Source organism: Actinoallomurus sp. NPDC050550 (assembly GCF_040655075.1).
Taxonomy (GTDB): Bacteria; Actinomycetota; Actinomycetes; order Streptosporangiales; family Streptosporangiaceae; genus Actinoallomurus.
Window position 1 is genome coordinate 10,516 of the sequence record NZ_JBFAJC010000062.1, and the last position, 14,368, is coordinate 24,883.

Annotated in this window: 9 protein-coding genes and 7 tRNA genes; 12 read left to right on the forward strand and 4 right to left on the reverse strand. The window is 68.2% G+C overall.

Annotated features, from left to right (window positions below):
* Positions 1-201 precede the first annotated feature (201 nt).
* Positions 202-969 (reverse strand): DUF72 domain-containing protein, encoded by a 768-nt coding sequence (locus AB0I04_RS46380; protein WP_360900147.1) that lies wholly within the window; start codon positions 967-969, stop codon positions 202-204.
* A gap of 182 nt (positions 970-1,151) precedes the next feature.
* Between AB0I04_RS46380 and AB0I04_RS46385 the strand changes: the two genes are divergently transcribed.
* Positions 1,152-2,090 (forward strand): hypothetical protein, encoded by a 939-nt coding sequence (locus AB0I04_RS46385; RefSeq protein ID WP_360900150.1) that lies wholly within the window; start codon positions 1,152-1,154, stop codon positions 2,088-2,090.
* A gap of 30 nt (positions 2,091-2,120) precedes the next feature.
* Here the strand turns inward: AB0I04_RS46385 and AB0I04_RS46390 are convergent, their stop codons facing one another.
* Positions 2,121-2,501, reverse strand: coding sequence for a hypothetical protein (locus AB0I04_RS46390; protein WP_360900153.1), 381 nt, complete (start codon positions 2,499-2,501; stop codon positions 2,121-2,123).
* Between the two features lie 352 nt (positions 2,502-2,853).
* Here AB0I04_RS46390 and AB0I04_RS46395 point away from each other — a divergent pair.
* The 8 genes from AB0I04_RS46395 (at position 2,854) to AB0I04_RS46430 (ending at position 7,709) form a co-directional block, all read left to right on the forward strand.
* Positions 2,854-2,925: transfer RNA gene (locus tag AB0I04_RS46395), tRNA-Trp, on the forward strand.
* 55 nt (positions 2,926-2,980) lie between these two features.
* A tRNA-Leu gene (locus tag AB0I04_RS46400) sits at positions 2,981-3,053 on the forward strand.
* A gap of 7 nt (positions 3,054-3,060) precedes the next feature.
* A tRNA-Ser gene (locus tag AB0I04_RS46405) sits at positions 3,061-3,153 on the forward strand.
* Positions 3,154-3,159: 6 nt separating this feature from the next.
* Positions 3,160-3,231: transfer RNA gene (locus tag AB0I04_RS46410), tRNA-Glu, on the forward strand.
* Positions 3,232-3,239: 8 nt separating this feature from the next.
* Positions 3,240-3,311, forward strand: a tRNA-Glu gene (locus AB0I04_RS46415).
* 5 nt (positions 3,312-3,316) lie between these two features.
* Positions 3,317-3,395 (forward strand) — tRNA-Met (locus tag AB0I04_RS46420).
* Between the two features lies 1 nt (position 3,396).
* Positions 3,397-3,467, forward strand: a tRNA-Asn gene (locus AB0I04_RS46425).
* A gap of 576 nt (positions 3,468-4,043) precedes the next feature.
* A complete protein-coding gene (locus AB0I04_RS46430; RefSeq protein ID WP_360900156.1) occupies positions 4,044-7,709 on the forward strand; it encodes a LamG-like jellyroll fold domain-containing protein in 3,666 nt (1,221 codons plus the stop codon).
* Here AB0I04_RS46430 and AB0I04_RS46435 read toward each other — a convergent pair.
* On the reverse strand, positions 7,652-9,037 hold the full coding sequence (locus AB0I04_RS46435) for a metallophosphoesterase (protein WP_360900159.1): 1,386 nt from the start codon (positions 9,035-9,037) through the stop codon (positions 7,652-7,654). The two genes, AB0I04_RS46430 and AB0I04_RS46435, sit on opposite strands and share 58 nt — an antisense overlap.
* 206 nt (positions 9,038-9,243) lie before the next feature.
* Here AB0I04_RS46435 and AB0I04_RS46440 point away from each other — a divergent pair, with 206 nt between their 5' ends.
* Positions 9,244-11,028 carry a serine/threonine-protein kinase gene (locus tag AB0I04_RS46440; protein WP_360900162.1) on the forward strand — a complete coding sequence of 595 codons (1,785 nt, stop codon included), beginning with the start codon at positions 9,244-9,246 and terminating at the stop codon, positions 11,026-11,028.
* 120 nt (positions 11,029-11,148) lie between these two features.
* Here the strand turns inward: AB0I04_RS46440 and AB0I04_RS46445 are convergent, their stop codons facing one another.
* A complete protein-coding gene (locus tag AB0I04_RS46445; RefSeq protein WP_360900165.1) occupies positions 11,149-11,751 on the reverse strand; it encodes a TetR/AcrR family transcriptional regulator in 603 nt (200 codons plus the stop codon).
* A 131-nt stretch (positions 11,752-11,882) separates the two neighbouring features.
* On the opposite strand from AB0I04_RS46445, the gene AB0I04_RS46450 reads away from it, so the two are divergent.
* Positions 11,883-12,827, forward strand: coding sequence for an alpha/beta hydrolase (locus tag AB0I04_RS46450; protein WP_360900168.1), 945 nt, complete (start codon positions 11,883-11,885; stop codon positions 12,825-12,827).
* A gap of 121 nt (positions 12,828-12,948) precedes the next feature.
* Complete coding sequence (locus tag AB0I04_RS46455) at positions 12,949-14,352, forward strand: glutamate decarboxylase (RefSeq protein ID WP_360900171.1); 1,404 nt, start codon at positions 12,949-12,951, stop codon at positions 14,350-14,352.
* Positions 14,353-14,368: the final 16 nt, after the last annotated feature.

Genomic DNA, 14,368 nt, shown 5'->3' on the forward strand with positions numbered 1-14,368 from the left:
CGCCTGACCGATGGTTTCTGCGCGCTTCCCATGACCTGGGAACCCCGTTGCCGCCTGACCGATGGTTTCTGCGCGCTTCCCATGACCTGGGAACCCCGTTGCCGCCTGACCGATGGTTTCTGCGCGCTTCCCATGACCTGGGAACCCGTTACCGCCTGACCGACGGTTTCTCCGCGCTGCCCGTGGTGACCTGGCGATCCGTCAGTGCGTGGCGAGGGCGGGCGTCCGGGTCACGCGCCGGTCCGCCTGCCGGGCGAACTCGGCGAACCGCGCGGCATCACGTACGGCCGCCCCGCCCGGGTCATTGTTGAAGTAGACGTACGCGTCGGCGTCGTCGTCCCAGGTCTCGGCCAGCCGCCGGACCCAGGACCGCAGCGCCTGATCGCCGTACTCCGGCCACGGCGTCGCGGCACCCTCGTGGAACCGGAGGTATCCCCAGTCCGCCGTCCGCCACAGCGGGATCAACGGTCGGCCCAGCCGGTCGGCCCAGCACAGCGCGGCGCCGTGCCGGACCAGCACGTCCCGTACCTCGTCGGTCCACCAGGAGGGGTGACGGGGCTCCACCGCGACCCGTACCCCGGCCGGGAAGCGGCGCAGGCAGCGGGTCAGGCGTTCGACGTCGACCTGCAGCGTCGGCGGCAACTGGACGAGGATCGGCCCGAGCTTGTCGCCCAGGCCACCGGCCGCGTTCATCAGCCGGTCCACCGGCTCTTCCGGGTCCTTCAGCCGCTTGATGTGCGTCAGGTACCGGCTCGCCTTGACGGCCATCACGAATCCGGGCGGCGTACGCTCCCGCCACCCGGTGAAGACCTCGCGGCTCGGCAGCCGGTAGAACGCGTTGTTGTTCTCCACCGTCTCGAAGCATTCGGTGAAGCGCTCCAGCCACACGCGCTGGGGCAACCCGGCGGGGTACAGCACGTCACGCCAGTGCGTGTACTGCCACCCGGACGTCCCCACGAGCATCGGCATATCGGCGGTCCTACCCACCTCCCGCCCCCCAAACGGGGCGGTCGTGACCCCGGCGCCACGGGTCTTCGCGGCTCGTTGTATCGCCGGAAATGGCGATATTAATCCCAAACGGTCGTTATATTCTGCGGATTCACAGTGAAATTCGCGTACGCGTTCGACCGGGAATCGTTAATCTCTCGCGCATGCCGACCGCAGAGCACGAGGCAGTCACCCTGCTGTTCCGTAACCGCCCGCAACTCGCGGCCGATCTTCTTGGCGCGGTGTTCGATATGCCCATGCCAGAATTTTCGGAGGCTCAGACTGAATCGGGTGATTTAACAGAGGTTGTCCCCAGCGAGTTCCGGGCCGACGCCGTCGTGGTGCTGAGGGCGGATCGTCCGGTCCTCGCGGTGGTGGTCGAAGTTCAGCGAGGCCGCGATCCACGTAAGCGGTGGAGTTGGCCTCTCTACCTGACCAGCCTGAGGGCGCGTATGGAGTGCCCGGCCGTGCTGCTGGTCGTCTGCGTCGACTCGGCGGCCGCATCGTGGTGTGCGAGATCGATCCCCATCGGTCACCCTGGCTGGGTTTTGAGACCGTTGGTCATCGGCCCCGAATCGATCCCGGTAGTGACCGATGACAAAGAGGCCGCGAAAGCGCCCGAACTGGCCGTATTGTCGGCCATGGTGCATGGTTCAGAAAGGTTCGACGTCCTCGACGCCCTATGTGACGGCGTCCTGTGCGACATCGACGACGAACGAGCCCGACTGTACTCTGACGTCGTGCTCGCCGTGCTTCGGACTGAGCATGCCCGCAGCTACCTGGAGGCGCGAATGATCGCCGAGAAGTATGAGTACCAGAGCAGCTTCGCCAAGAAATTCATCGCCGAAGGTGAGGCCCGTGGCGAGGCTCGCGGACTGGAGCGCGGTCTCGAACGCGGCCTTGAACGCGGCCTTGAACGCGGCCTTGAACGCGGGCTGGCACGCGGTGAGGTCAGTGCGATTCTCACCGTTCTGGACGCTCGAGGGATCGCGATCACCGATGAGGCGCGTGCTCGGATCGAGAATTGCAGCGACCTGGTCCAGCTGGAGAAGTGGATCCGCCTGGCCGTCATCGCACAGTCCGTCGACGAGTTGTTCGACTGAGCTGCGTGGTCGTCCGGCCGTGTGGCGACCTCAGCAGATGAGCAGTGCCCTCTGGTCGCCGGAGGTCCGGCGGTACGGCTCGATGCTGTAGCCGGTGTCGCGGAGTAGGGCGGCGATCCGTTCTCGGCGCGCGTCGCCCGTCGGGATCTCTATGCTGGCCGTGGCCGCTGGGGCGTGCCGGCGTCTGATGGTGACCCCGTCGTAGAGGTACAGGCCCCACGCCGACCACGGGACGTCCGGGGTGGGATCCTCGTGCTGCATCCAGGCCATCCACGTCTCGCCGTGAACGTACCAGCAGTGGATCGCTCCCTTACGCCAGGCCCCCTTGTGGTGGATCCAGACCCAGGAGTCGCGGGCCTCGATCCGGTGGGAGCCGGGCGGGTAGTGGTCGAGCGGTCGGGCGTCATGCATACGGTCATCATCGAACTGATGTTCGAGTGATCGCAAGTCGACCCAGGTCAAGGCTGCTTTGCGTGAGCGGACGACCTGCCGGCGGTCCGGTCGGTCGCTCTTGCCGGACGGCCCGTGGCCGGTCGACCCGTCGCGTTCCCCGGAAAATATGTTGTGTCCGCGGCCGGAATTCTTATCATTGAAGCAGAACGGAACGAGGAAGGATGTCCATCATGATGAGCTCGACGCTCACCGCCTCATGGGAATGGCGGTCCGAGCCGAGTAATCTGCGCGGCATCCTCTGGGAGTGCCCCGGATAGAGGTCATGCTCTGTCCAGAGGCCGCCCGGAGGATATCCCGGCGGCCTTTTCTTGTGGGTGAGCCAACGGATAGGCGACCGTCCTCCAAAGTCGGTAGAAAGCAGGTTCGACTCCTGCCGCCCATGCGGGACGACCGTCACGTCGACGGGACGCTCCTTGACAATTTCATATCCATTCCATGCCGCCCTGGCCCAACGGCAGAGGCGTCCGGTTCAGGACCGGAAGGTTCAGGGTTCGAATCCCTGGGGCGGTACGCACATGGAGGAGCCAGCCGACGGCAGGCGACGGCGCCGGTCTTGAAAACCGAGTGAGGTCCTACTGGCCTCGTAAGAGTTCGATCCTCTTCTCCTCCGCGGCAAGGCCCGTTGGTCCAGTGGTGAGGACTCCCGGCTCTCTACCGGGCGGCGCCGGTTCGATTCCGGCACGGGCTACGCTTCATGGCCCCTTCGACCATGGGTTAGGTCCTGGGACTTTCAATTCCAGGAAGCGGGTTCGAGTCCCGCAGGGGTCACGCGGAGCGCAGTAGGGGAGCTCGGCCGTCCCCGCTAGTCTCATAAGCTAGAGATCGTGGGTTCAAATCCCACCTGCGCCACCATTCCGGTGTCATCCAATGGCAGGATGCGCGGCTGTTAACCGTGCAATGCTGGTTCGAATCCAGCCGCCGGAGCCGATTCGGCGAAAGGCCGGCCAGGTATTCCTGGCCGGCCTGCCACGTTCGGTCCCGATCGCTCCCTCGTGCGGCGGGCGGCGCTCGGCGGGCGCCGTGTCGGCACGGGTAGGTGCGGGCGGTGGAGTGTTATGTCCGCGACCGGGCAACCCGGTGCGCACCCGCCAAGGGCTGGCGCAAGGTCTTGACCATCACCTCCGTCTGCGCTTACGGTCTCGCCCACACTGCGAACTGTGTTCGAAATATCGAACACCTGGGTCAAGTCGAAAGGAGCTCCCGCCTCCGCGGCCGAATCGCCGAGCCGTCCATGCCCGAACCGTGCCACGTAGGCGCCGACGGAGACTCCCACCCGCGCTCGTCGGCCGTTCCAGGCACGACCCCTCCGACTCCTGTCAGCCCGCACGGTCCCGCCGTACCGTCCGTCACCGCCGAAGAACCGGCGCCATTGCGTCGCGTTCCCCGACACCCTGACCTCCGTAGCGCCTGACCCCGTAACGCCTGACCATCCGATCGGTCCCGCCAACCGTCGCGACTGAAGTCGAATCGGTTCGACGACGATCTGAAAGGACGCCATCCATGCCATCCGCTTACAGAACCACGCGGCGCAGGGCCCCAGCCGCCGTGGCGCTGGCCCTCGGCGCGGGCCTGCTGGCCGCCCCGGTCACCTCCGCGCAGGCGGCCGACACGCTCCAGCCAGCCGCCCATTACACCTTCGACCAGGACGATCTCGCCTCCGGGAAGATCATCGACAGTTCCGGCAACGGCCTGACGGCGAGCCTGGTGAACGGCTCCACCGCCCAGTCCGTCGCGGGCAGGGACGGAGGCAATGCGCTCGCCCTGCCCGGCGGCGCGTCCGACTCCGGCGGCGCGTACGTCCGGCTGCCCCGCGAAGTGCTCGGCGACGCAGCCGACGTGACGATCTCCGCCCGCGTGAAGTGGAGCGGTGACAAGTCGTCCTGGCAACGGATCTTCGATCTGGGCACCGACACCACCAAGTACCTCTTCACGACCCCGTACAGCGGGGACGGGCTGCTGCGCACCGCCGTGACCACCGGCGGAGGGGGTGCAGAAGCGCAGGTCAACGGCTACGCGATGCTTCCCGCGGACGGGTGGCGGACCGTCACGGTCACCCTCGACAGCACCGCCCACCGGGTCACCACCTACCTCGACGGCGTGGCGGTCTCCTCCGCCGAGACCGGCATCAAGGCCAAGGACCTGCTGGACGGTTCGGCCACGGCGGCCGGTTACATCGGCAAGTCCTTCTACCCGGATCCGCTGCTCAAGGGCGCGATCGACGACTTCACCGTGTGGCACTCGGCGCTCAGCCCGGCGCAGGTGGCCGGTGCGGTCGGAGGAACGGTGCCCACTCTTCAGCAGCTCTCGCAGACGTCATTCGAGGTCCGTACCACGACCGGGACCGCCCCGTCCCTCCCCACCGCCGTCCGCTCCTCCTTCTCCGACGGCTACGACCGCGACACGCCGATCACCTGGGACGCCGTACCACCGGAGAAGTACGCTCAGCCGGGGACGTTCACGGTGTCGGGGACCGCGGCCGGGCACGCCGTGACGGCGACCGTCACCGTGGTCCGGGAGGGGCAGCTCACCGTCGATCTCGGCTCGGACACCGGCGCCTTCCACGGCGGCGCCTCCGGCACGCTCTACGGGGTGTACGGACCGGACGTCCCCACCAACAACCTCATCGAGGGCATGGGCCTGCGCACGGTTGCCACGAAGGCACAGGACGGCCCGCAGCACCCCGGCGCCGACGCGCTGGACGTGGTGAAGCCGCTGGCCGACTCCACCAACGGTGACGTGTACATCTACATGACCGACATCCACCGCGGCTTCCCGTACGAGTGGCCGGGCGACACCCCCGAGGAGAAGCTCAAGCTCTACAAGGAGAAGATCGCCAAGCAGGTCGACCAGGTCCTGAAACTGCCCGCGAAGTACCGGGACAACATCGTCTTCGTGCCGTTCAACGAGCCCGAGGGCAACATGTTCGGCACCGGCCAGTGGAGCTACAACAAGGTCAGCTGGCTGAGCGACCCGCACGACTACTTCGCCGCCTGGGACGACGTCTACAAGCTCATCAAGGGCAAGATGCCCAGCGCCCGAATCGCCGGCCCCAACACCAGCGTCCTCTACGACCAGGTGAAGGGCTTTCTCACGCACACCCTGGCCGCCGGCACCCTCCCGGACGTCATCACCTGGCACGAGCTGAGCCACCCCGAGGCGGTGCGCGCGAACGTCGCCAAGTATCGGACGTGGGAGAAGGAGCTGTTCAAAGGCACCGCCAAGGAGGGCACCCGGCTTCCGATCAACGTCGATGAGTACGCCTTCAACTACCACACCTCCGTCCCCGGGCAGATGATCCAGTGGGTGTCCGCGATCGAGGAGTCCAAGGTGGACGCCGACATCGCCTACTGGAACATCGACGGCAACCTTTCCGACTCCGCGGTGCAGTCCAACCGCGGCAACGGTCAGTGGTGGCTGCTGCACTCGTACGCCTCGATGAGCGGCCACACGGTGAAGGTGACCCCGCCGTTCCCCGGCGAGAACTACACCATGCAGGGCGTCGCCACGCTCGACAAGGACAAGCGGCAGGCCCGGCTGATCTTCGGCGGTTCCACCGGCAACGGCCACATCACCTTCGGTGACATCCCGAAGAACCTCTTCGGGGATCGCGTGCACGCCTGGGTACGGGAGATCGAGTGGACCGGGCAGGTGGGCGACTCCTCCGGCCCGAAGCTGCTTACCGAGCAGAACCTGAAGGTCGGTGACGACGGCACGGTCGCCGTCGACTTCGGCGACGGCGGGCTGCCGAAGCTGAAGGAGTCCTCGGCCTACGAGATCGTCCTCAGCCCGGCCGGAAAGGCCGCGGGCACGCAGTCCCCGCCCGTGCGCTGGCAGGGCTCGTACGAGGCGGAGGACGCCGCCCACACGGGGTCCGGCTACTCCAAGAACGGCCCGGAGGGCTCGACGCGTGACGTGTCGAAGTTCTACACCTCCGGCGGCTACGACGTGGGCGGCCTGCGCACCGGCTCGGACGTCACGCTCGACTTCACCGTGGACGTGCCGCAGGACGGCACCTACGACCTGAGCGTCTTCGCCAACTCGCTCAACACCTTCGACAAGGTGAAGGAGCAAGGCCCCACCAACGTCTTCCTGCGGGTGGACGGCAAGGCGGACGGCGAGCAGGAACTGTACCTACCGTTGGGCTACAAGTGGGTGGTATGGGATCACACCGACACCAAGGTCAAGCTCACCAAGGGCCGGCACACCCTGACACTCGCCGCCAAGAGCGCTGACGGCAAGCGCGCCACGAAGGGCGACGCCATCGTCGACCGCCTCACCCTCACCCTCCCCGAGGCTTCGGCGAGCACCCAGGTGTACGAGGGCGAACTGGCCTGGCTGGGCGGCGGGGCGCGGCCCGTCTACGAGCTGCCGGAGCACGCCGGAACCCCCGCCACCGGCTCGGGTGCGGCCCGGCTCCCGAAGGGCGGGACCGCCACGTTCTGGGTCTACTCACCCACCGACCGCGAAGCCACGCTCAAGGTCGACACCCTCGGCGGCGGGAGCGCCCGGCTCTCCGTCAACGGGCACGACGTCCTGCGCTCGGCCAAGGGCAGGAGCAGCGTGGCGGTCTCCCTCTCGGGCGGCATCAACAAGGTGACGCTGACCGGAGGTTCGTCCGCCACCCTCGTCGACCGCCTCACGGTCACGCCCACGGAGGGCGCGCTCCCGGCGCGTACGTACGAGGCGCAGGACGCCAAGCTCGCGGGCACGGCCACGCTGACTCCGCTCTCCCTGGCCACCGAAGGTACGGCGATCACCGGTATCGGCGGCGACCCGGGCAACGGCAACACCGCGACGTTCACCGTCACCGCCGACCGGAGCGGCCTGTACGCGCTGCGCGTCCGCTACTCCAACCCGGAGCAGTCCGAAGCCACCCACTACAACCCGGACCCGCTCGCCCGCCACGCCGACATCAGCGTCAACGGCAGCGCTGCGCAGCGGGTCGGTTTCCCGCACAGCTTCCACCAGAACAACTTCTGGGAGCTGACCGTCCCGGTCCAACTGAAGAAGGGGCAGAACACGATCGCATTCCGCTCCGAGGAGCTGCCGAACTTCGATGGCACCACCTACGCCTCGGACACCTTCCCCGGCGTGCTGCTCCGCTCCCGCTACGCGCCGCTGATCGACCGGCTCACCGTCGCGCCGTACGCGCGGGAGGTGCGATGAGCCGATGACCAGGCAGGTGCCCGGGCCCGCCGACCTCGGCGGACCCGGGCACCTGCCGTCGGCGGTCGGCGCCGCGTCAGCAGGGAATTCGGAAGTCGCCGTAGGTGAGGTTGTTGCCGATCCGGGGCTCGTCGGACGGGGTGGGCGGGACCTCGACGGCGCGGGCGGCGAAGCCGGCGTTCTTGGCCGTGACGCGGTTCAGCGGGGCCGGGGTCAGCACCTTCTGGCTGCGGACGAACTTCACGAAGCTCTCGAAGTCGCGGATGCTGCGGTACGGCGTGGTTGGTGGAGACCGTGAGCTCGCGGATGACCTTGCCCGTACGGCGGTCGAGCCGCAGGTTGATCTCGTTGATCAGCTGGCCGTTGCAGCCGGCCTCGACGAAGGGGCGCGGGACGCCGTTCGGGTTGGGGACCATCATGTTGAACCGGCAGTGCCAGTGCCCGGTGACGATCGCGTCGACGTCCGGGGACACCTGCCGGGCCAGGTCGTACGCCGGGCCGGACGGGCTGCTGCCGCTGTTGAAGTCACTGCCCGCGACGGCACCGTCGTGCATGCTCAGGATGATCGCGTTGACACCGCGCGCCTTCAGCAGGGCGGCGTACCGGTTGACCGTCTCGACCTCGTCGAGGGTCTTCAGCGCGGGCTGGAACGACGCCGGGAAGGTCTCCGTCCCGAACGCCGTGAGGTGGATGAACCCGATCGGGATGCGGCGCCCGTACCCGGCGTCCACCCACTCGATGTTGTACGGCGGGACGACCGTCCGGCCGGTCGCCGACCACACGACGTTGGCGCTGTAGTACCGGAACTTCGCGCCCCGGAACCGGCGGCCGGTCGAGTCGGCGAACTCGTCGTCCCAGCCGATCTCAGGGAACGGGATCCCGCACTCCATGTGCGCGGTGAGGAACGCCGGCGACTTGTCGAACTCGTGGTTGCCGGCGGAGCTGAACCGGAAGTCCATGCGGTTGAGCGCCTCGACGGTCGACTCGTCGGCGACGCTCTCGGCGTCGAACTCCCACCCGGAGAACATGTCTCCCGGGCCGAAGAAGATCGAGTTGCGCCGGCCGTCGCGGAGCCGGTTCAGGTGGGCGGCGAGGTAGCCGACGCCGCCGACGGTGTAGCGGGCGGCGCCGGCGCCGGTGATGACGCTGCTGCCGTGCAGGTAACCGTGCAGGTCGGTGATGTTGAGGAGCTGCACGTCCACGTACTCGTCGGCGGTGGCCGCGTCGCGGGCGTCCTCCGTCGCGTACGCGGGCGTGCCGATAGCCGCCATGGTGGCCACCGCACCGGTCGCCGTCAGGAAGGTCCGCCGTCCCAGGTCCTGCGTCATCGCCCATCTCCCGATCATGAGGAAGCAGGGCGAGTGAAACCGGCGGAGATCAAACTCTCGCCACCGGTGGTCGGCCACGGCATGAACGTCAGGTGATCGCGTAGGTCTCGCCAATGTGCCGCATCCGTTGTGCTGATGCCTGCGAGAGCTGTGAGGTTCTGGTGGAATGTCCTGCGAGTAGCTGATCACGACCATTGGGAGGCGTCTTGCGCAGCGACTCGGGCCTGCGGCGCGGAGCGGAACTGTGCGGCCGATACCGGCTCGAGGAACGGATCGGCGCCGGCGGCATGGGCGAAGTGTGGCGCGGCGTCGACCTGCGGTTGCGTCGACCGGTCGCGATCAAGATTCTGCCCGTCGAACTGACGGCCGACCAGACCGCGGCTGAGCGGTTCCGGCGTGAGGCCGAGACCACCGCAGCGCTCCAGCATCCCGGCATCACCGTGATCTTCGACGTCGATGAGCACCCGTCCGAACGAGGACGTCTGCTGTTTCTCGTCATGGAGCTGCTCACCGGACAGGACCTTGGCACGCTCCTGGCAGGGCATCCCGGTGGCCTGCCGATCGGCCAAGCGGTCACGCTCGCCACGCAGACCGCCGACGCGCTGGCCGCGGCGCATGCGCACGGCATCGTTCACCGAGACATCAAGCCGGCCAACCTGTTCCTGCTGGGCGACGGCCGGGTGAAGATCTGCGACTTCGGCATCGCCCGGCTTGCCGACACCACAACGCGGCTCACGGCCACCGGCGGCTTCATCGGGACACCGCTCTACATGGCGCCCGAACAGTTCCGCGGTGGGGAGCTCAGCGCACGCGTCGACCTGTACGCCCTCGGTTGTGTCCTGTACGAGCTGCTGACCGGAACGCCGCCGTTCATCCGGAACACCGGTGCGGCCGCCCTCATGTACCGGCATCTCAACGAGGCTCCCGACCCGCTGCGCGCCCGCCGCCCCGACGTGCCCGCGGCCCTGGAGAAGGTGACGCTGCAACTGCTGGCCAAGGACCCTGGCGAGCGGCCCGCCGGCGCGGCGGCCGTCGCCGCCCTGCTCCGAGGATCCGACGGCGCACACCACCCGGCGATGCCGACGGGACCCGACCGGCTGCCTCAGCCAGCGCCCACCGAAACGTGGGATAGGGGGCAAAAAGCGACGGCCGCCGAACCATCGCCCCCGCGCCGCCGCAAGGCCGTCCTCACCGCGGTGGCGGCGGTCGTGGTCGCGGGCGTCGTGCTCGGGGGCGGGGCAGTCGGCCTCAGCGGTGTCTTCAGAGGTGGCAAGCCGGACCCCATACCTACCCCTGCGCCCTCCCACAGCGTCACCCCGAGCGTGCCGTCGAACCCGAAGCCGGTGACACCGGGCTGGCAGGCCGTCCTCGCGCCGGAGTGGGGCGTAGCGTACGACGTCCCTCCCGGCTGGAAGGTGCAGACGCCCAACTGGTCATCGTGGGTCCAGGACTCCCGGGGGCAGGTGTACGTCGGTGAGAACGCGGTGGCCGACAGCCAGAAGGGCAAGTGCACGCGGGCGCAGACCGGCCTTCGAGGCGGCTCGGGCCCGGTGGCGAATCCGGGCGCCGATCAGATGTCGGCGCTTACCGGCAGGGCGCAGACGGAGGCCCGTAACTGGGTGTCGGCCCTCTATGGCGGCGTCGACACACCGCCGCACCCGCCGAAGTCCGAGCCCGGTCCGGCCGGCACCGTCACAATGCACGGCATCACGGCGGAGCGCGTGTCGTTCACAGTGACCACCACCGCGCGGCACGACGCCTGCACGCCGCCGCACGCCCTCGTCGAGACGGTCGCCATGGCCGCGGGCAAGGACGCCGCGACGTCCGGCCCGCTGATGTTCACCGTCTTCGCCGACCGCGATGTCCGCGGCGGGTTCACCGACGCCGATCTGAACAAGATCGTCGCGAGCGTCCGCCGGTACGGCTGTCCGGCGGGCACCTCACTCACCGACAACACCTGCTCGTCGGGAAAGACCACACCGACGCCTTAGGTTCGGTGTCGTTCTCAGCTGATCTGGTAGGTGACGAGGGATCGTGCGGGCACGGTCGGCGCACGGCTGAAAGTTACACAACCGGCCTCGACCGAACTTGCCTGACAGAGCCGGCGTCGGTCAGTTCTGGACGGCGGTTGTGCGGGTGAGGGTGTCCGCCACTGTCGTGCAGGCGAGCCGCGCCACGGAGCGCAGTTCGGCGTCCGGGGTGCCGGTGCGGCTGAGTAGGGCGAGCGACTGGTTGACGGCGACGACGAATGTGGCCAGTTCGTCGAGTACGTGAGGGTCGGCCGAGGAACCAGCCAGTGCCGCGCGTACGCGGCGGCGCTGGGTGTCGAGGAGAGCCCGTACGTGGGCGCTGTTGTCCTCCTTCAGGGTCGGCGACTGCGCCGCGGACTGGGCGATGAGGCAGCCCGCGGGGACCGACGGGTCGGCGATGCGCGCGAGGACGACGTCGAAGAACGCCTCTACCGCGCGCACCGGATCACCGGGGTGCGCCGTGAGCGCCTGCTCGTACTGGGCGCCGTAGGTCGTCGCATAGCGGTCGAGGCACTGGCGGAACAGAGCGTCCTTGCCGCCGAAGGCGCCGTAGAGGGAGCCACGGCCGAGACCCGTGGCGGCTCCGAGGGCGTCGAGCGAGGCGTCGGCGTAGCCGCGCTGCCAGAACACCCGCATCGCCTGGTCCAGGGCCGCACCGACGTCGAACTGCTTCCGGCCTGACATGCCGTACCTCCCGGGCTGTGATCCTACGCGCTCCTTGGATCGATCGATCCAAGTATCTTTGACTGATCGGTCCATGATGGCTAGCGTGGCCCAGCGCGAGAGCCCATCCAGTCCGGTGAAAGGAAACCGTCATGAGTTCAGCTCCGGAAGGCCTCGGCTCCGTCCGTCGAGCGCCGAACCTCCCGGCCGGATTCGCCGACACGTTCGCCAGCCGGTACGTCGACACCGGTGAACTGCGCCTGCACGCGGTCACCGGAGGCGACGGACCCGCCCTGCTGCTTCTGGCCGGCTGGCCCCAGACCTGGTACGCCTGGCGCCTCCTGATGCCGGCGCTGGCCGAGGATTTCCAGGTCGTGGCGGTCGATCCGCGCGGTGTCGGGCTGTCCGACAAACCCTCGGACGGGTACGACACCGGGACCCTCGCGGGCGACATGGTGGCGCTGATGGCCGCGCTCGGCCACCAGCGGTTCGCCATGGTCGGTCACGATGTGGGGATGTGGACCGGCTACGCCCTGGCCGCGGATCATCCGGACCGCCTCACCCGCCTGGCCGTCGCCGAGGCCGCGATCCCCGGCCTGTCTCCCTCTCCGCCTCTCTTCGGCAGTACGGAGGCCAACGACCGGCTCTGGCACTTCGCCGTCAACCGCCTCGCCGAGGTCAACGAGCAACTCGTCAAGGGGCGTGAACACCTCTACTTCGGCCACCAGTTCGCGACCAAAGCCGCGAGGAAACTGCCCGGCTACGCCGTCGAGCACTACGTCCAGACTCTCGCGTCCGATCCGGAAGCCCTGCGTGCCAGCTTCGAGTTCTACCGTGCGCTCGACACGACCATCGCCCAGAACCAGCGGCGGAAGACCCGGCGGCTGACCCTTCCCGTCCTGACGATCGCGGGAGCGGAGAACTCCGGGGAACTGGTCGGGAACACGATGAAACTGGCCGCGGACGACGTGGAGAGCCTGATCATTCCCGGCTGCGGCCACTACCCCGCCGAGGAGGCCCCCGAGGAGATGCTGGCCGCGCTGACCACCTTCCTGGCGCCCGAGACCGCGGTCGCGGCTCGCCGAGTGGGTTCGTGATGCAATGACCTCGGCAGCGCCGGCGCTGCCGAGCGCCGGGCGATGGGCGCACATACGTCCTCTTAAGGCGCCGCCTGTCAGGCTTGCGGCTCGCGCAAGCCGACGAAGGAGGTCACGACCGATGGCGTTGCACAAGGGCGAGGAAGGTCGTCAACGGCCGCTACACGTGAATCCGCTGTTCGGGGAGGCGGACCCGGTATCCGGTGTCGAGGCCGTCCTCCCACGGCACCGGCTTCCCGAGCGTCCGATGGCACCGGCGACCGCCTACCAGCTCGTCCACGACGAGATGATGCTGGACGGCAACTCCCGCCAGAACCTCGCCACGTTCGTGACCACCTGGATGGAACCGCAGGCGGCCACGCTCATGGCCGAGACCGCCGACAAGAACATCATCGACAAGGACGAATACCCACAGGTCGCCGAACTGGAGCGCCGCTGCGTCGCGATGCTGGCCGACCTGTGGAACGCCCCCGACCCCGAAACCGCGGCCGGCTGCTCAACGACCGGATCGAGCGAAGCGTGCATGCTCGCCGGGATGGCGCTCAAGCGTCGATGGATGCACCGCAATGCCGATCGGTACGCCGCCGGGGCGCGACCCAACCTGGTGATGGGCACCAACGTGCAGGTGTGCTGGGAGAAGTTCTGCAACTTCTGGGAGGTGGAGGCGCGTCAGGTGCCGATGGACGGTGACCGCTTCCACCTCGGTGCGGAAGAAGCCGCCGCGCGGTGTGATGAGAACACCATCGGCGTGGTGGCCATCCTCGGCTCGACGATGGACGGCAGCTACGAGCCGGTCGCCGAGATCTGCGCCGCCCTCGACGCGCTGGAGGAGCGCATCGGGTGGAACGTGCCCGTCCACGTGGACGGCGCATCCGGCGGAATGATCGCGCCGTTCCTGGATCCCGACCTGGTATGGGACTTCCGGCTTCCCCGCGTCGCCTCGATCAACACCTCCGGCCACAAGTACGGGCTGGTGTACCCGGGAGTCGGCTGGGCCTTGTGGCGCGACCGCGAGGCGCTGCCCGAAGAACTCGTGGAGCGCGTGAACTACCTGGGCGGCGACATGCCCACCTTCTCGCTCAACTTCTCCAGGCCCGGTTCGCAGGTGGTCGCGCAGTACTACAACTTCCTGCGGCTCGGCTACGAGGGCTATCGCGCCGTCCAGCAGGCGAGCCGGGACGTCGCGACGCACCTGGCCGAGCGGATCGAGGCGATGGGCTGCTTCCGGTTGCTCACTCGCGGCGACCAGCTACCGGTGCTCGCCTTCACCACCACCGACGAGGTGACCGAGTTCGACGTCTTCGACGTCTCTCGGCGGCTGCGGGAGTTCGGCTGGCTGGTTCCGGCCTACACCTTCCCGGCCAACCGCCAGGACCTGGCAGTACTCCGCATTGTGGTGCGGAACGGATTCTCGCTGGACCTCGCCGACAGGCTCATCGAGGACCTGGGGAGCCTACTGCCGTGGTTGCGAAAGCAGCCCCGGCCGATGATGGGCCCCGAGGACGGCACGAGCTTCCACCATTGATCGTCCTTTCCGGGAA